The following is a 16,866-nucleotide window of genomic DNA, read 5'->3' as shown; positions in this document are numbered from 1 at the left end:
CCTCGGACGCTGTAGGTAGTACGGGCCGCCGCGCGGCCCGTGCCGCGCGACGGCCGGGGCCTCTCCTGTGGGGGGTGGCGGCCTCGGCCGTTGCCAAGGCGGGCCCGGGCGGGCTCGCGCGATCGACCGGCCGTGACGGCCCGTGATCGTGAAATCCCTTACTTGTGACGGCCGTTGGGCTGGGAGCGCTTGCTCCGGTTGTCGTCCGGGCTCTGGTCCGGGCTGTTGTCGCCGCCGTTGTCCGAGCCGCCCCGCGCCCGGTCGCCGGCGGCCGGTGCGCGCTCGCCCTCGCCCTCGGCAGGACCGCCGTCACCGGCCCCGCCGCTCCTGCCCTTCGGCTCGTCCAGTCGTTCGGCGCAGTACGCCGTGACGTTCCTCTCACCGCCCGCGGCGGCCACCAGACGCTGCCAGGACGTGGCCTCCATGGCCTTGCCGCGGTGTCCGACCCGTTCGTAGGCGCGGCAGTGCGCCTCGGTGTCCTGGGCGGGGGCCGGCCGGTCCGGGGTGGAGCCGGTGCCGGGGGCGGTGCCGTGGCTGTCCCGGGAGGGCTGCTCCGAGGGGACGCGCGGGGCGCTGCTCGGGGCGGGCTTGCGCAGGGGGGCATCCTCGGTGCCGTCCTGCGGTGAGCCCGCCACGCCGATCGCCGCCACCGCGACACCGCCCAGCGTGAGACTGGCGAGCAGCACGGAGAGCGTCGCCTTCAGGGACCGGCCCAGGTGCCGCCGTTTCCGGCCGCTCCAGTCGTCCCGGCGGCGGGTGTGCGTACGCGGGGCGCCGGCGGCCCGGGCGGCCCGGAAGGCGGCCACGGCCCGCTGTTCGGCCTCGGCGTCGACGCCCTCACGGATGAGGGAGGCGATGATCAGCGCCTCGACGTCGGCGTCGAGAAGGGCGTGCCGGGAACCACGGCCGGACAGCCCGCCGTCGCTCTGCCGTTCACCCATGTCCGTTTCCGTCCCTGCTCGATCCGATCGATCCTCTGCCCCGGCGGGCCGGGGCCGGTCCGCCGGGCCCCAGTACGTCCCGCCGCCGCGCCCTGTTCAGGGCACCGACTCCGTGCGGCCCGGCCGGGCCGCACGCGAAACCTCCGGTTCCGCTACGTCGACTCACCCAGCGTCCGGGGAGCCTCATCCGTCACACTCTCCGCGCCCAGCTGCCCGGCCAGGCGCTTCAGGCCCCGGTAGGCGGCCGTGCGCACCGCGCCCGGGCGCTTGCCGAGAACCCGCGCCGCGGCCGGGCCGTCGAGGCCGACCACGACCCGCAGCAGCACGGCCTCGGCCTGGTCGCGCGGCAGTCCCCGGACCAGCTCCAGGGCGTGCTCGGTGGAGATCGTCTCCAGCGCCTGGTCGTGCGTGCTCTGCGGTCCCGGCAGGTCCAGGACGTCCTGCTCCAGCGCGGACGGCCGGGGCCGTACCCGCTGCCGGCGCAGATGGTCCAGCGCCCGGTGCCGGGCGATGGTCGCCGTCCAGCCGCGAAAGCCGGCCCCGTCGCCCCGGAACCGTCCGAGGTCCCGGGCTATCTCCAGCCAGGCGTCGGACGCCACGTCCTCCGCGTCGTCCCCGACCAGGCCGCGCAGGTAGCCGAGCAGCCCGGGCTGCACGAAGCGGTAGGCGACCGCGAAGGCCGCCTCGTCGCCCTGCTGGGCCCGCGCGACGGCCGCGCCCAGTTCCCCGTCGTACGCCTGCCCACGCCGGGGTTCCGTTCCCTGACCCAAGTACCGTCCTCGTCCGTGCCGGCTGCGCGCCCTCCCACGGTCATCAGCGCCGGTCCGCGCGGAAGTGTCACAGCGCGTCAGGCGCCGGGCGTCCGCGACCGTTCGGGTCAACCCGGCCCGCCGTCCTCGGGAGCCCTGCCCCAGGGAGGTTTCGGCCAAGTGACGTACCGGGGACCTCTGCTCGCGATGCCACCGCCCACGAAAGGCGAGCGCCGTATGACACCCCGCCTCCTGCGCACCGCCGTCGCCACCGCCCTGGCCCTCGGCGCGCTCGGACTGTCCCAGCCCGCCCGGGCCACCTCCTCGGACGGGGTGCACACCGTCCGGGTGCCGGACGGCGACCCGCACGACCGGTCCCTCGCCCCGCGCACCACCGAGCCGTTCAGCATGATCGGCGTCACCTGGGACGACCCGGACGAGGCCCTGGAGGGCACCGTCCAGGTGCGCACCCGCTCCCGGGAGAGCGGCGCGTGGAGCACCTGGCGCCCCCTGGAGGCCGACAGCCGTACGCCCGAGACCGGCCCCGACCGTGACCGGGCGGGGGTGCGCGGCAGCACCCAGCCGCTGTGGACCGGGCCCTCGGACGGCGTCCAGGTGCGCGTCGCGGGCTCGCGCCTGCCGGAAGGAATGCGCGTCGAGCTGGTCGACCCCGAGGCCGGGCAGGACGCCGTGCACACCGGGGTCGTCGACCCGGGAGTCGTCGACCCCGGCGTCGTCCCGCCCGCCGCCGGTCCGCAGGCGGCCGAGCGGCCCGCCATGACCTCGCGCTCCGCCTGGGGCGCGGACGAGTCCCTGGTGAAGGACCCGCCCACCTACACGGGCGCCACCAAGGCGGTGTTCGTCCACCACACGGCGGGCACCAACGACTACACCTGCTCCCAGTCGGCGTCGATCGTGCGCGGCGTGTTCCTGTACCACGTGCGGAGCAACGGCTGGAACGACATCGGCTACCACTTCCTCGTCGACAAGTGCGGCACCGTCTTCGAGGGCCGCGCGGGCGGCGTCGACAAGCCCGTCCAGGGCGCGCACACCTACGGGTTCAACACCGCCACCAGCAGCGTCTCGGTGCTCGGCAACTACTCCACGGCGGCCACCAACGCCGCGGTGCGCGCCTCGGTCGCGAAGGTCGCCGCGTGGAAGCTCGGTCTCTACGGCCTCGATCCGACCGGGACGACCGTGCTGACCTCCGGTGCCGACAACGGCAAGTACAAGCTGGGCCAGAAGGTGACCTTCCACCGCATCTCCGGCCATCGCGACGGCTATCCGACCGAGTGCCCGGGGCAGCACCTCTACGACGACCTGCCCGAGATCCGCACCCTGGCCGCGAACGCCGGCCCGCAGGCAGAGCCCACTGCGGAACTGCCGGAGCTCCCCGACGAGGACGCGGCCGAGGCCGTCACCTGGGCCGTGCCCGGGCGCTGACGCTACCGCCGGGGCCCGGCGCTCACCGCGTCCCGGCACAGCAGCCGCAGCGATCCATGGCCGGCGTAGCAGCGGCGGGCCTCCTCGATGGGGTCCCACAGGCGGCCGTCGGGGGTGCGGATCCAGTGGTCGCCGCCGGTGGCCCACCACTCGGCGCCGGACTGACGCGCCATCACCTCACCGGCGTAGGCGCCGAAGCCCCGCAGTACCTCCTGGACGGCGGCGTCGGGCGCGCCCTCCCGCCGTATCCCCTCGATCATCCGGTCGATGCTCCACAGGCTCTGCGCCGAGTAGTCGAGGCGCAGCCGGGCTCCCTCGCGCATCGTCGCCACTGTGTCCGCGGCCCATCGCAGCGGCTTCGCAGCCGCCGATGGCCTGGTCTCCGCTTGAGTCGTCACACCCCCCAAAGCGCTGCGGAGAAGCGTTTCGTCACGCGGAATCGGCGGCTTCCCCGAAGCAGCGCAGGACCGCCCCACCGCGCCCAAGGGACAGTCACAGGACTCTTCCACGAAGCGGGTTTGGGGCGGCGGGACCCGCTCGGGCTCAGCCTTGCTGCCGGCTCCGCCGGGAGACCACCGCGCGCAGCACCCGGCGTCCCTCGACCGACACCTCCAGCGCCCGGCGCAGCCCGGCCGGGCCGTGCCCGGCGAGGACCTCCAGGACGGTGATCTGGCGGCGCAGTTCGGCGGCGACGAGCGGCGACATGCCGTCGGTGCGGCCCTCGCGGCGGGAGTCGACGGAGGAGGCCTCGTCCGCGGCGGTGTCCAGGAGCCGGTGGATCTGGAGGGAGGCGACGGAGCAGGCGTCGGCCCACACCCTCAGCCGCGCGGCGGACCGCTCGGCGGGAGCGGCCTGGAGCATCCGGTGGGCGAGCGCGGTCGCCTCGTCACCGGCGGCCGCGTCCAGCTTGCCGCGCACCTGTTCCAGCCGCTCGCCCCACTCGGCGGCACCGACGCCGTCGCCGAGGCTGGCCCACACCGGCCGCAGGGTCTCGTCGTCGCCGCCCAGCAGGGGCACGCACCGATCCAAACAAGCCAGCCCGCTCGCGGCCAGCCCACGCTCGTCGGCCTGTGCGATCAACTCCACCAGGCTCATCCACGTCTCCCTCCGCGGGCCTTCTCCAGGGCCCGATCAGGCCGCTACCGGCCTTCACCCCTCACGGAACCCGCACTTCCCCTTACTGCGTGCGACGGCCCCGGAGTGTCACAGGGGCACCACGCCCAGTCGGTCGAGGAAGCGGAACAAGAGGTTTTCGGCCAGGGGATCGGGGTCTGAGGTCAGTACGTCCGCGACGGCGTCGGCGTTCACCTCGTACCCGGCCTCGGCGGCCCAGCGCACGGCACGCCCGGCGGCGTCACCGGGTTCCAGGAAGTAGTCCTCCAGGGTGAGGCCCTCCCGGCCCGCCCCCAGGTACCCGGCCATGGCCGAACGCGCGAGGCAGGTCGTCCACGCCCCGCTCTGCGGAGCCGCGGCCTCCACCACCACACACTCGCTGTTCATGACGTACCCGAACAGCGCGGGCGCCCCGGTCTCCCGGGCGAGGTCGTTCATGTTCCCGATGTCGCCGTCGCTGCTCGGGTACTCCCACAGCTGCCATCCGCCCGGTGCCGAGGCGCGCCGTGTCAGGCCCTCCCTGACTGCCGCCAGCGCCTCCAGCTCCGGCAGCGGCCGTTCCCCCCGGCCCACGACGAAGTATCCCCAGTAGCCCATGTCCCGGTTCCCCCCGGCATATTCGGTGCTCTTCGCCAGAAGACCACCACAGCCGTACGGGAGTTCGCAGCCGTATGCGGCAATTCGTGCCGGTCAGCCGAGCCTGTCCGCCAGCGCCCGGAACTGCGCCCAGCTCAGCTCGGGCTCGCCCGGGTCCCACAGCTTCTGGACCGTCGCCCGCAGCGGCATCCGGATCCCGGAGGCGACCTGGTCTTGCGTCTGGGAGTTGGCGAGGTCGCACCAGACGGCGAAGTTCCCGCCGAGGATCTGGCCGTCGTAGCGGGCCGGCACGGCCGCGGTACCGCGCAGCACCCGCGGCGTCCACTGCTCGTAGATCCGCTGGCCCGTCGGGTAGACGAAGGTCTGCGGCTCGCCGAGCACGTAGTACAGGAACTCGTCGTTGTAGTTGATCACCTTGCGGCCGGCCTGGAGGTACTCCAGGGGCTCCCGGGCGCCGATCTCCTTGCCGGTCCAGTAGGCGACCTGGATGTCCTTGGCGGGCTCGACGGACGTGCCGCGGAAGAAGCCGTCGTTCCAGGCGCGCGGGGTGCGGTCGTGCTTGCGGACGGTCGCCGCCCGGTCGTTGAGCCATCCGGTGGTGAGGTCGGCGACCGTGGCACCGGAGCCGTACTTCTCCCGCGCGGCCGCGGCCAGCTGCGGGAACGTCCCCTCCGGGTCGGAGCGGACCAGCGCCTGGTACTCGTCGGCCCCGAGGTGCCACGGCTTGCCGGGGAAGAGGTCCGCGTACTCGTTCAGCAGCCCGTCGACGATCTCGGCGCTCTCGGGCTTGGAGATGTCGATGGCGCCCTGCACCGGCGACCCCTGCGCGGTGCGCAGCTGCAGGTCGGGGTGGGCGCGCAGGACCGCGCCCAGGTGCCCGGGCGAGTCGATCTCGGGTACGACGGTGATGTGCCGGCTCTCCGCGAGGTCGATGATCTTCCGCACCTGCGCCTTGGTCAGATGCGGCTCGGACACGATCTCCGGCTGCGTGTCGGACTCGATCCGGAATCCCTGGTCGTCGGAGAAGTGCAGCCCCAGCTGGTTGAACTTCAGATCGCCCAGTTCACGGACGCGGTCCTCGATCCAGCCGGCCGTGAAGTTCTTGCGGGCGATGTCCAGCATGAACCCGCGCTGCGGCTTGGCCGGTTCGTCCTTCACGACGCCCTCGGGCGCGGTGCCGCCGTCGCGGGTCTCCTGCTTGAGCGTGCGGGTGCCGTAGAAGACCCCCGCCTCGGCGGGCCCGTCGATCCGCACCCGCCCGTCGCGCACGGTCATCGTGTACGACTCCGGGTTCGCGCCCTTGTCGTCGTTGAGCGCCAGCAGCAGGTCCCCGGCCTTCTCGTCGCCCTTCTCGCCCGCGTACGTCATCCCCAGCTCGCCGGCGACCAGCCGCCCCTCGTCGGCCAGCGCCGAGTCGTCCACGACCACCCGGTTGCCCTTCTCGGGCTTCCAGCCCGGGCCGCGCGCCGGCTCGTGGTCGCGCACGGCGGGGATGGTGCGGGGCGCCTCGGACAGGGGGTAGGAGCGGGTCGGGCTGGGGGCCGCCTCCGGCGCTCTGTCCGGGGGCGCCGCCGCGCTGGCCCCCCGCGAGGAGCCGGCCTGCGAGCCGGTGGACCCGCCGTCGCCGCCCGAGGCCGCCCAGAGCCCGAGACTCACCCCGGCCGCCACGACGACCAGGGCCACGGCCATGGCCACGACCAGCACCTGCCGCTGTTTGTCCTGCTTCGCCGACGTCCGGCGCCTGTGCTGACTCACATGGCCAACCTAAAACCCGGGGCCGCTCGGCGCGCGTCCACCACGCGTTCCGAAACTCTCCCTCCCGGGTGAAATTCAGGCATCCTTCGGACACGCCGTGGTCGTACTCGATAGCGTGACGTCACATCTCTCACACCTTGTCCTGCCGACACACGTGACGCCCACGAGGACCCACGCTGCCTGCGCACCGTCTCCCAGACCTCCCCGGCCGGCTGGCCATACCGGTGGAGCACGTCAACACAGCCTCCGAGGAGGACCTGGAACAGGCCCTCCTCTCCTGCTTGCGCAGCCACCGCTGGGCCGGGCGTGTCGCGACCCACCGCCCCTACCCGGACCTGGACGCCCTGCTGGCCGCGGCGGACGAGGCGGCCTACGACCTCGACTGGTCCGACCTCACCGAAGCACTGGCGGCCGAGCCGCTGCCCGCCCTCCCCCCGGACACCTACGCGGCGGCGCACACCGCCCTCAGCGCCGCCCACGCCGCCTACGAGGCCCGCTTCGGACACGTGTTCGTCATCTGCCTGGACGGGATGTCCCCCTCCGAGACCCTGGACCGCCTCCTGGAGGCCATCCGGTCACGATTGACAAACGATCCGGAGGACGAGCGGGCGGTCGTGGCCGATGAACTCAGGCGCCTGGCGAGCGGGCGGTTGGTCAGCGCCCTCAGGGGCGCGGGGAACTGCGCGAACGACCACAACGCACCCGCACCCGGCCGATAACAGGGCACCCCACCCCAGAAGCCGTTTCCGCTAGCCCGTACGCATGCCAGTTTGATCACACAGCCAAACCCCGGCGCAGCCCGGCCGCGGCGCATGGCTACGATGCTGGGGGCCGGTGGACCGTACCCGGCCGGGCCCGACCGACACACCAAGCCGGCGCGGCCCCAATCCCCGCTCCCGGAGGAAACTTCCGTGCCGGCTGGAACGCTGTACCGCGGCCGGGAAGGAATGTGGTCCTGGGTGGCTCACCGAGTCACCGGCGTCCTCATCTTCTTCTTCCTGTTCGTTCACGTGCTGGACACCGCCCTCGTCCGTGTGTCCCCGGAGGCCTACGACAAGGTCGTGGCCACGTACAAGACGCCGATCGTCGCGCTGCTGGAGTACGGCCTCGTCGCCGCCATCCTCTTCCACGCGCTCAACGGTCTGCGCGTCATCGCTGTCGACTTCTGGATCAAGGGCGCCCGCTACCAGAAGCAGATGCTCTGGACCGTCGTCGCCCTGTGGGTCGTGCTGATGCTCGGGGCCATCTACCCCGTCCTCGGGCACGCCGCTCGTGAACTCTTCGGGAGCTGACGCACATGTCCACGACTGACAAGACCGCTGCCGGCGTCGGCCCCGTCGAGGGCGGTGCCGTCTACACCGTCGACAACCCGGCGCCCTTCATCGAGGCCCCGCGCCAGCGGACCAAGAAGACCCCGAAGACCACCCGGGGCAACTTCGAGCTCGCCGCCTGGCTGTTCATGCGCCTGTCCGGCGTCGTGCTGGTCGTCCTGGTCCTCGGCCACCTGCTGATCCAGCTCGTGTTGGACGGCGGCGTCTCCAAGATCGGCTTCGCCTTCGTGGCGGGCCGCTGGGCGTCCCCGTTCTGGCAGGTCTGGGACCTGCTGATGCTGTGGCTCGCGATGCTGCACGGCGCCAACGGCCTGCGCACGGTCATCAACGACTACGCGGAGCGCGCGAACACCCGGCTGTGGCTCAAGGGCCTGCTCTACACCGCCACGGTGTTCACCATCCTGCTGGGCACGCTGGTGATCTTCACCTTCGACCCGAACATCCGCTAGGCACGGGGTTGCGAGAATCATGAAGATCCACAAGTACGACACCGTCATCGTCGGCGCCGGTGGCGCGGGCATGCGCGCGGCCATCGAGTCCACGAAGCGCAGCCGCACCGCCGTGCTGACCAAGCTGTACCCGACCCGCTCCCACACGGGCGCGGCGCAGGGCGGCATGGCCGCCGCGCTCGCCAACGTGGAGGAGGACAACTGGGAGTGGCACACCTTCGACACGGTCAAGGGCGGTGACTACCTGGTCGACCAGGACGCCGCCGAGATCCTGGCGAAGGAGGCCATCGACTCGGTCCTCGACCTGGAGAAGATGGGCCTGCCGTTCAACCGCACCCCGAACGGCACGATCGACCAGCGCCGCTTCGGCGGTCACAGCCGCAACCACGGCGAGGCCCCGGTCCGCCGGTCCTGCTACGCGGCCGACCGCACCGGCCACATGATCCTCCAGACGCTGTACCAGAACTGCGTCAAGGAGGGCGTGGAGTTCTACAACGAGTTCTACGTCCTGGACCAGCTGATCACCGAGGTCGACGGCGTGAAGCGGTCGGCGGGTGTGGTCGCCTACGAGCTGGCGACCGGCGAGATCCACGTCTTCCAGGCGAAGTCCGTGGTCTACGCGTCCGGCGGCTGCGGCAAGTTCTTCAAGGTGACGTCGAACGCGCACACGCTGACCGGTGACGGCCAGGCGGCCGTCTACCGCCGCGGGCTGCCGCTGGAGGACATGGAGTTCTTCCAGTTCCACCCGACCGGCATCTGGCGCATGGGCATCCTGCTGACGGAGGGCGCCCGCGGTGAGGGCGGCATCCTCCGCAACAAGGACGGCGAGCGCTTCATGGAGAAGTACGCGCCGGTCATGAAGGACCTCGCGTCCCGTGACGTCGTGTCCCGCTCCATCTACACGGAGATCCGTGAGGGCCGCGGCTGCGGTCCCGAGGGCGACCACGTCTACCTCGACCTCACGCACCTCCCGCCGGAGCAGCTGGACGCGAAGCTCCCGGACATCACGGAGTTCGCCCGCACCTACCTCGGCATCGAGCCCTACACGGACCCGATCCCGATCCAGCCGACCGCGCACTACGCCATGGGCGGCATCCCGACCAACGTCGAGGGTGAGGTCCTGGCGGACAACACCACGGTCGTCCCGGGCCTGTACGCGGCCGGCGAGGTCGCGTGCGTGTCCGTGCACGGCGCCAACCGCCTGGGCACCAACTCCCTGCTGGACATCAACGTCTTCGGCAAGCGCGCGGGCATCGCCGCCGCCGAGTACGCGCAGAAGGCGGAGTTCGTCGAGCTGCCGGAGAACCCGGCGGAGCTCGTGGTCGAGCAGGTGGAGCGGCTGCGCGACGCCACCGGCACCGAGCGGGTGGCGGAACTGCGGCGCGAGCTGCAGGAGACCATGGACGCCAACGTCATGGTGTTCCGCACCGAGCAGACCATCAAGACGGCGGTCGAGAAGATCGCGGAGCTGCGCGAGCGCTACAAGAACGTGTCGATCCAGGACAAGGGCAAGCGGTTCAACACGGACCTGCTGGAGGCCATCGAGCTGGGCAACCTGCTCGACCTCGCCGAGGTCATGGCCGTCTCCGCGCTCGCCCGCAAGGAGTCCCGCGGCGGTCACTACCGCGAGGACTACCCCAACCGCGACGACGTCAACTTCATGCGGCACACCATGGCGTACCGCGAGGTCGGCGCCGACGGCTCCGAAACCGTCCGTCTCGACTACAAGCCGGTCGTCCAGACCCGCTACCAGCCGATGGAGCGTAAGTACTGATGGCTACCCCCGTTCTGGACAAGGGAGACGCGGCCGGCAAGCCCGAGCCCGGTTTCGCCGACTCCCCCTACATCACGGTCACCTTCCGCATCCGCCGCTTCAACCCGGAGGTCGCGGCGGAAGCGGTGTGGGAAGACTTCCAGGTGGAGATCGACCCCAAGGAGCGTGTCCTCGACGCCCTCCACAAGATCAAGTGGGACCTGGACGGCACGCTGACGTTCCGCCGTTCCTGCGCCCACGGCATCTGCGGCTCGGACGCGATGCGGATCAACGGCAAGAACCGTCTTGCCTGCAAGACCCTGATCAAGGACATCAACCCCGAGAAGCCGATCACGGTGGAGGCCATAAAGGGCCTCACGGTCCTGAAGGACCTCGTGGTCGACATGGAGCCGTTCTTCCAGGCGTACCGCGACGTCATGCCCTTCCTCATCACGAAGGACACGAACGAGCCGACGCGTGAGCGTTTCCAGACGGCGGAGGACCGCGAGCGCTTCGACGACACCACGAAGTGCATCCTGTGCGCGGCGTGCACCACGTCGTGCCCGGTCTTCTGGAACGACGGCCAGTACTTCGGCCCGGCCGCCATCGTCAACGCCCACCGCTTCATCTTCGACTCGCGCGACGAGGCCGGTGAGCAGCGCCTGGAGATCCTCAACGACCGCGACGGCGTGTGGCGCTGCCGCACGACCTTCAACTGCACGGACGCCTGCCCGCGCGGCATCGAGGTCACGAAGGCGATCGCAGAGGTGAAGCGTGCGCTGATCACGCGCCGCTACTGAGATCGACCGCTTGCGTTTGAGGGCCCCGTCTCCGCTGGAGACGGGGCCCTCTGGCGTAGGCCACGCCATCGGGTGAACGAGTCCGAGACCCGACTCGCGGGCGGTGTCCGACCTACGATGATGCTCTCGACACCAGTTCCCAGGAGGCACCTGATGTCCGCAGCTTCCGTCGAGCAGCCCTTCGCGCACGAAGAGCCGGTCACTCTCACGACCATCGCCGACGAGATCATGGAGCGCCATCCGGGCTACCGCGTCGAGATCATCGGAGGCCATCTCCTCGTGACCCCGTCCCCGGATGCGCCCCACGCCCGTGCCCTGACCAGACTCATGCGTCCATTCATCGCAGCAGGACTGGCCGACGGCGAAACCGAGGTCCTACAGAACGTCGGACTCTGGCTCCCCACGGGCGGCGAGGACTACGCCATCCCCGACCTCGTGGTGGTGGACGCCGACATCGACGACCACTTCGTCGAGAACAACGCGTACGACCCGGTCTGCTTCCGTCTCGTCCTCGAGGTCACCTCCGCCAACTGGAAGGACGACCTCAAGACCAAGGTCACCGCGTACGCCGAGGCGAAGATCCCGGTGTACGTGGTCGTGGACCGCAAGCACCAGCGCCTGCACGTCCTGACCGACCCGGTGGGAAGCGGCTACGAGAAGCACCGTCCGCATGCTTCCGGCGAGATCGTGACCCTCCCCGACTCCATCGGCGCCAAGGTGACCCTCGACGTGACCGAGATCCTCACCGCGGGCCGGCCGATGACGAACGACTGATTCTGCAGGTCGGGAGTATGCCGCCTCAGTAATATTCGGCCACGCTGCAGCACCATCTACTGTGGCCGCCGTCACAGTGAGTACTGCCGGTTGAGCCTCAGAGGCCCTCTGGGCTTTCACCGGCTACCACGGCGCCACGGTCGACCAAGCCGTCCGCCTCAACTCCTCCGCCTGGAAGGAGCGCGACGTCGTCGTGCCCCAGGACCTCTCCGGTGACGGCGTGACCGACCTCGTCTACCGGTCGGAAGTCTCCGGGATGTTGCGGCTCCGCAAGGGCATCGCCGCGTCCGGTGTCCCCCTGTGTTGAACATGTTCAAAAGTAGGTCTAGAGTCATCCTCGACAGCGTTTTGAACGTGTTCAAGAAGGGTGGGGCTATGGACCGCACGGTCATCGCCTATGTCATCTATCTGCTGGTCAGCATCGGTCTGACGGTCTGGGTGGCTCGCACGCTCAGCCGTAACGGGAGGGTCTTCCTCGCCGACGTGCTGCACGGCAACGAAAAGCTCGCCGATGCCGTCAACCACCTCCTGGTCGTCGGCTTCTACCTCGTCAACCTCGGGTTCGTCGCGCTGTACCTGAGCGACGACGGCGCCATCACCGACGCCCGCGGCGTGTTCGAGGCCCTGTCGACCAAGCTCGGCGTGGTGCTGCTGGTGCTCGGCGTGATGCACCTGGCCAACGTCTACGTGCTCAACCGGATCCGGCGCCGGGGCGCCATGGAGCGGGAGCAACTGCCGCCGGTCCCGCCGCAGGGCTGGGTCGCCCCGCAGGCACGGGCCTGAGCGGAATACGGAGAACGGCATGAACGCACACCCTCCGGTCCGTCGGCTCACCGTCCTGTACGACGCCGAGTGCTCCCTGTGCGCGTTCCTGCGCGACTGGCTCATGCGGCAGCCCCAGCTGGTGCCGCTGGAGCCGGTCCCGGCCGCCTCGGAGGAGGCCCGGCGGCGCTTTCCCGGCCTCGACCACGGCACCACCCTCGACGAGATCACCGTCGTGGGCGATGCCGGGCAGGTCTACCAGGGCCCGGCCGCCTGGATCGTCACCCTGTGGGCGCTGCGCGAATTCCGGCCGCTCGCCCACCGGCTGAGTACCCCCTCCGGCGCCGTGCTGGCCCGGGGCGCGGTGCTCGCCGCCGCCAAGTGGCGTGGGGCGCAGGCGCACCGGGGGCAGCGCGGCGGCGCGCAGTGGGGCGGCCAGGTGTACCGGCGCGCGGACGGCTGGTCGTACGACCCGGGCAGGGGCTGGAGCCACACCGCGCCCGCGCCCGGCTGCGCCGACGGCACCTGCGCCCCTCGGTGACCGCACCCCGGCTGACGTTAGGCTCTCTTTCCGTGCCCGCGAAGAACGACGGCCCCGACGACGGCGCCCCCACCAAGTCCGAGCAGACCCGCGCCCTGATCCTGGAGACGGCCATGCGGCTGTTCCAGGAGCGCGGCTACGACAAGACGACGATGCGGGCCATCGCCCAGGAGGCTGGGGTCTCCGTCGGTAACGCGTACTACTACTTCGCGGGCAAGGAGCACCTGATCCAGGGCTTCTACGACCGGATCGCCGCCGAGCACCAGGTGGCGGTCCGGGAGATCCTGGACCGGGAGCGCGACCTGGAGACCCGTCTCGCGGGGGTGCTGCGGGCCTGGCTGGACATCGCCGCGCCCTACCACGAGTTCGCGGTGCAGTTCTTCAAGAACGCCGCCGACCCGGACAGCCCGCTCAGCCCCTTCTCGCCGGAGTCGGAGCACGCGCGCGAGGAGGCCATCAGCGTCCACCGGGAGGTGCTCGCCGGGGCCACGAAGACCAAGGTGCCCGAGGAACTGCGGGACATCCTCCCCGAGTTGATGTGGCTCTCCCAGATGGGGCTCGTCCTGTACTGGATCTTCGACCGCACCGAGGGGCGCGAGCGCAGCTACCGGCTGGCCGAGCGCGGCGCCCGGCTCACCTCGCGGGGTGTCGTCCTGGCCCGCTTCCGGGTGCTGCGGCCGCTGGTACGCGAGGTGCACGAGCTGTTCACGGAGTTCCTGCCGGGCATGACGAACGCCATTCCGGACCCGGCCCGGCGGCGCTCGGACTCCTGATTCCGGGGCGGGCCGTCAGAGGTCGGTGAGGCTCCACAGGCGGAACACGCCCGTGCCGTCCGAGAGGTACTGGCCGCCGCCGACGTCCTCGGTGGTGACGACGTACTCCTTGGCCTGCCACAGCGGCAGCACCGGCACGTCCTCGGCGACGGTCTGCTGGACCGAGCGGAAGTCCTGGTCGGCCTCGGAGCGTTCGGCGAAGCGCCTGCTGTCCTTGATGAGCCGGTCGACGGTCTTGTTGCTGTAGCCGGTGTTCATGGCGCTGCCGGTGCCGACGAGCGCGGCGCCGAAGGTGTCCGGGTCGGGGAAGTCGGCGACCCAGCCGACGGCGTACGCGTCGAGCTCGCCGCTCGCCCACTGCTTCTGGAAGGCGGTCCACTCGTAGCCCCGCAGGGTGACCTTGAACAGGCCGCTCGCCTCCAGTTCCTTCTTGATCTCGGCCGCCTCCTGCCGGCCTGCGCCGCGGCCCTCGGCGTAGCCGTAGGTGAAGCGCACCGGCAGGCTCACACCGGCCCGGGTGAGCAGTTCCCGGGCCTTCTCGGGGTCCGGCTTCGGGTAGTCGTCGAAGAACGAGGCGGTGTGCCCGGTGAGGCCCGCCGGGATCAGGGAGTACAGCGGGTCGACGGTGCCGTCGTAGACGGTGGCGGCCAGCTGCTCGCGGTCGATCAGCCAGGCCATGGCCTGCCGGACCCGCGGGTCGTGCAGCGGCTTGCCCGCGCGGGTGTTGAAGTACAGGTTCCGGGTCTCGGATCCGTCGGCCTCGTAGACGCGGTGGGCGGGGTCGCTGGGGTTGAGCCCGGCGAGGACGCCGGGCGGCAGCTGGTCGGTCGCGACGTCGACCCGCTTGTCCTTCCAGGCGGTGTCCAGGGCCTCGGGGGTCGGGTAGTAGCGCAGGTCGACGGGTCTGCCGGTGGCGCTGACGGCGCCCCGGTAGTGCGGGTTGGGCGCGAGGACCGCCTCGTGGTCCTTCGTGTACGAGGTGAGGGTGTACGGGCCGGTGCCGTCGGCGCCGTTGCCGGTGCGCAGCTGGGCGGCCGGGTAGGCGGTGTGGTCGACGATCGAGCCGGCGCCGGTGGCGAGCTTGAAGGGGAACGTCGCGTCGGGCGAGGTCAGGTGGAAGGTGGCGGTCATGCCGTCGGCGTCCACGGAGCCCAGTGTGCCGAGCAGGGAGGCCGGGCCGACGGGTGCCTTGATCTTCAGGATCCGGTCGAAGGAGTACTTCACGTCCTCGGCGTCCATCGCCCGGCCGCTCGGGAAGGTGAGGCCGTCGCGCAGCTCGCAGCGGTAGGTGGTGAGGTCGCCGTGGGCGAACGCGCAGCTCTTCGCCGCGTCCGGGACGGGGGCGGTGCCGCCCGGCGCGAACGTCAGCAGCGACTGGAAGACGTTGCTGAACAGCGCCCAGGAGCCCGCGTCGTAGGCGCCGGCCGGGTCGAGCGAGGTGACGCCGTCCGTCGTGCCGACCGTGATGGTCTTCGCGTCGCCCTTCGACGGCAGCAACTGCCAGGCGCCCACGCCCGCGGCGGCCAGGACCAGCAGCCCCGCGAGTATCCGTATGCGAACTGATCGCATCGGCTTGCCCTCCCAGGCCCTTTGAGGCCTGTTGAGGCCCTTGTGCGTATGCCACACCCTTCGTGGCGGGCTCACACAATCACAGGATTTCGGGCAGAGGGAAGGGAGATCTGGCGAGTTGGGAAAGACCTTACCTATGGGCGATTGGGGGCGGTTTCACAGCGTTCTCACAGGGTGCGCGCCTCAGGCCTGCCTCGACGCCAGCTCGATCACGGTGATGTCCGACGGGGCGCCGACCCGGGTGGGCGGGCCCCAGGCGCCGGCGCCGCGCGAGACGTAGAGCTGGGTGTCGCCGTGGCGGTCCAGGCCCGCGAGGGTGGGGTTGGCGCCGGAGGCGATGAGGTTGCCCGGCCAGAGCTGTCCGCCGTGGGTGTGACCGGAGAGCTGGAGGTCGACGCCGTGCTCGACGGCGTCGTGGATCTGGACGGGCTGATGGGCGAGCAGGACGCACGCGCGCGTGGTGTCGCGGTCGCCTAGCGCCTTCGCGAAGTCGGGGCCCTGGCCCTCGTCCTCGCCGGCGATGTCGTTGACTCCGGCCAGGTCGAAGTACGGCATCTCCCGGCGGTCGTTCTCCAGGGGGTTGATGCCCAGGCGGCGGACCTCCTCGACCCACTGCTCGGCGCCGGAGAAGTACTCGTGGTTGCCGGTGACGAAGTACGAGCCGTGACGGGCCCTCAGCTGGGCGAGCGGGGCGGCGGCGGGGCCGAGGTCCTTCACGCTGCCGTCGACCAGGTCGCCGACGACCGCGATCAGGTCGGGCTGGGTCGCGTTGATGGTGTCGACGACCTTCTGCGCGAAGCCGCGCCCCAGGACCGGGCCGAGGTGCACATCGCTGACCACGGCGATCCGGTACCCGTGCGCGGCCCGCGGCAACTTGGCCAGCGGCACGGTGACCCGCTTCACCTTCGGCCCGCGCAACACCCCGTACGTCCCGTACCCCACGGTCCCGACGGCAGCGGCCGCTGCGGCCCCGGCGACGACCCGGGACACGAACAGACGCCGGGAGGGGGCGGCGGTGTCGGGGGGCCGGGGGGAGTCGTCCTCGGGCGCGGTGGCAGCGCCGCTGCCGTTCGCCTGCGACGCGGCGGCCTCGGGCGTGGAGGCAGTTCCTCCGACCGCGGTCCCGACCGAGAGCGGGGCGGCGTCACTGCCGTTCGCCTGCGGCGCGGTCGTCTCGGGCGTGGGCACGTGGGCGGCACGGTCGGGGTGCGAAGTCACCCCCGACGCCGCCGCGGAAGCGGTCGCGCCGCCACCCGCCCGCGAGGCGGACGCGGGCACGGCCGTCGTGGCGGAGGCCGTGCCGACACCGCCGTCGGGCTGCGAGGCACTCCCGGGGACGGCGGCTTCGCCGCTGTCCGAGCGCGCACCTGCCGCCGTCGCGGGCGCGGGGGCGCCACCGGCATCGTCGACCGCGGTCCCGGCCGCGCGGGCGGCGTCACTGCCGTTCGCCTGCGGCGCGGTCGTCTCGGCCGTGGGCACGTGGGCGGCACGGTCGGCGTGCGAAGTCACCCCCGAC

At 71.4% G+C, this 16,866-nt stretch carries 18 protein-coding genes and 1 pseudogene; 11 read left to right on the top strand and 8 right to left on the bottom strand.

The window, feature by feature from the left end:
• Positions 1-158: 158 nt before the first annotated feature.
• On the bottom strand, positions 159-941 hold the full coding sequence (locus tag ACFZDE_RS11915; RefSeq protein ID WP_391199572.1) for a hypothetical protein: 783 nt from the start codon (positions 939-941) through the stop codon (positions 159-161).
• Positions 942-1,093: 152 nt separating this feature from the next.
• Positions 1,094-1,711, bottom strand: coding sequence for a sigma-70 family RNA polymerase sigma factor (locus ACFZDE_RS11910; protein WP_391199570.1), 618 nt, complete (start codon positions 1,709-1,711; stop codon positions 1,094-1,096).
• Positions 1,712-1,927: 216 nt separating this feature from the next.
• Here ACFZDE_RS11910 and ACFZDE_RS11905 point away from each other — a divergent pair, with 216 nt between their 5' ends.
• The gene (locus ACFZDE_RS11905) at positions 1,928-3,133 is read left to right on the top strand and encodes an N-acetylmuramoyl-L-alanine amidase (RefSeq protein WP_391199568.1); all 1,206 of its coding nucleotides are present in this window, start codon (positions 1,928-1,930) and stop codon (positions 3,131-3,133) included.
• Between the two features lie 2 nt (positions 3,134-3,135).
• On the opposite strand, the gene ACFZDE_RS11900 is transcribed toward ACFZDE_RS11905, so the two are convergent.
• The 4 genes from ACFZDE_RS11900 to ACFZDE_RS11885 all read right to left on the bottom strand — a co-directional run bounded on the left by ACFZDE_RS11900 (position 3,136) and on the right by ACFZDE_RS11885 (position 6,532).
• A complete protein-coding gene (locus ACFZDE_RS11900; RefSeq protein WP_390993428.1) occupies positions 3,136-3,531 on the bottom strand; it encodes a hypothetical protein in 396 nt (131 codons plus the stop codon).
• 145 nt (positions 3,532-3,676) lie between these two features.
• A complete protein-coding gene (locus tag ACFZDE_RS11895; protein WP_391199566.1) occupies positions 3,677-4,228 on the bottom strand; it encodes a hypothetical protein in 552 nt (183 codons plus the stop codon).
• A 108-nt stretch (positions 4,229-4,336) separates the two neighbouring features.
• Positions 4,337-4,843 (bottom strand): hypothetical protein, encoded by a 507-nt coding sequence (locus tag ACFZDE_RS11890; RefSeq protein ID WP_391199564.1) that lies wholly within the window; start codon positions 4,841-4,843, stop codon positions 4,337-4,339.
• A 93-nt stretch (positions 4,844-4,936) separates the two neighbouring features.
• A complete protein-coding gene (locus ACFZDE_RS11885; protein WP_391199909.1) occupies positions 4,937-6,532 on the bottom strand; it encodes a family 20 glycosylhydrolase in 1,596 nt (531 codons plus the stop codon).
• Between the two features lie 290 nt (positions 6,533-6,822).
• Here ACFZDE_RS11885 and ACFZDE_RS11880 point away from each other — a divergent pair, with 290 nt between their 5' ends.
• From ACFZDE_RS11880 to ACFZDE_RS11835, 10 genes and pseudogenes are all read left to right on the top strand, one after another.
• Positions 6,823-7,317: a 2-oxo-4-hydroxy-4-carboxy-5-ureidoimidazoline decarboxylase gene (locus ACFZDE_RS11880; RefSeq protein ID WP_391199562.1), complete on the top strand. Its 495-nt coding sequence runs from the start codon at positions 6,823-6,825 to the stop codon at positions 7,315-7,317.
• Positions 7,318-7,509: 192 nt separating this feature from the next.
• Positions 7,510-7,890 (top strand): succinate dehydrogenase, cytochrome b556 subunit, encoded by a 381-nt coding sequence (gene sdhC, locus ACFZDE_RS11875; RefSeq protein ID WP_037670267.1) that lies wholly within the window; start codon positions 7,510-7,512, stop codon positions 7,888-7,890.
• A gap of 5 nt (positions 7,891-7,895) precedes the next feature.
• Entirely contained in the window at positions 7,896-8,378 is a 483-nt protein-coding gene (locus ACFZDE_RS11870; RefSeq protein WP_189591659.1) for a succinate dehydrogenase hydrophobic membrane anchor subunit, read from the top strand.
• A gap of 19 nt (positions 8,379-8,397) precedes the next feature.
• A complete protein-coding gene (gene sdhA / locus ACFZDE_RS11865) occupies positions 8,398-10,152 on the top strand; it encodes a succinate dehydrogenase flavoprotein subunit (RefSeq protein WP_390993417.1) in 1,755 nt (584 codons plus the stop codon).
• A complete protein-coding gene (locus tag ACFZDE_RS11860) occupies positions 10,152-10,931 on the top strand; it encodes a succinate dehydrogenase iron-sulfur subunit (protein WP_390993415.1) in 780 nt (259 codons plus the stop codon). Before sdhA ends, ACFZDE_RS11860 begins: the two co-directional genes overlap by 1 nt.
• Positions 10,932-11,084: 153 nt before the next feature.
• Positions 11,085-11,705, top strand: a complete 621-nt coding sequence (locus ACFZDE_RS11855) for a Uma2 family endonuclease (RefSeq protein WP_391199560.1) — start codon at positions 11,085-11,087, stop codon at positions 11,703-11,705.
• A gap of 100 nt (positions 11,706-11,805) precedes the next feature.
• Positions 11,806-11,994 (top strand): annotated as a pseudogene (locus tag ACFZDE_RS11850) (hypothetical protein); the annotation flags it as partial.
• 86 nt (positions 11,995-12,080) lie between these two features.
• Positions 12,081-12,488 carry a hypothetical protein gene (locus tag ACFZDE_RS11845; protein WP_391199558.1) on the top strand — a complete coding sequence of 136 codons (408 nt, stop codon included), beginning with the start codon at positions 12,081-12,083 and terminating at the stop codon, positions 12,486-12,488.
• 19 nt (positions 12,489-12,507) lie between these two features.
• Positions 12,508-13,008, top strand: a complete 501-nt coding sequence (locus tag ACFZDE_RS11840; protein ID WP_390993410.1) for a DCC1-like thiol-disulfide oxidoreductase family protein — start codon at positions 12,508-12,510, stop codon at positions 13,006-13,008.
• 32 nt (positions 13,009-13,040) lie between these two features.
• Positions 13,041-13,781: a TetR family transcriptional regulator gene (locus ACFZDE_RS11835; RefSeq protein WP_390993408.1), complete on the top strand. Its 741-nt coding sequence runs from the start codon at positions 13,041-13,043 to the stop codon at positions 13,779-13,781.
• A 15-nt stretch (positions 13,782-13,796) separates the two neighbouring features.
• Here the strand turns inward: ACFZDE_RS11835 and ACFZDE_RS11830 are convergent, their stop codons facing one another.
• Positions 13,797-15,350: an ABC transporter substrate-binding protein gene (locus ACFZDE_RS11830; RefSeq protein ID WP_391199556.1), complete on the bottom strand. Its 1,554-nt coding sequence runs from the start codon at positions 15,348-15,350 to the stop codon at positions 13,797-13,799.
• Between the two features lie 183 nt (positions 15,351-15,533).
• Positions 15,534-16,829, bottom strand: coding sequence for a metallophosphoesterase (locus ACFZDE_RS11825; protein WP_391199908.1), 1,296 nt, complete (start codon positions 16,827-16,829; stop codon positions 15,534-15,536).
• Between the last annotated feature and the right edge of the window lie 37 nt (positions 16,830-16,866).

The organism is Streptomyces sp. NPDC007929 (assembly GCF_042959065.1).
GTDB lineage: Bacteria > Actinomycetota > Actinomycetes > Streptomycetales > Streptomycetaceae > Streptomyces.
The sequence above is the reverse complement of the archived record's forward strand: the minus strand, read 5'-3'. Positions and strand labels throughout refer to the sequence as shown.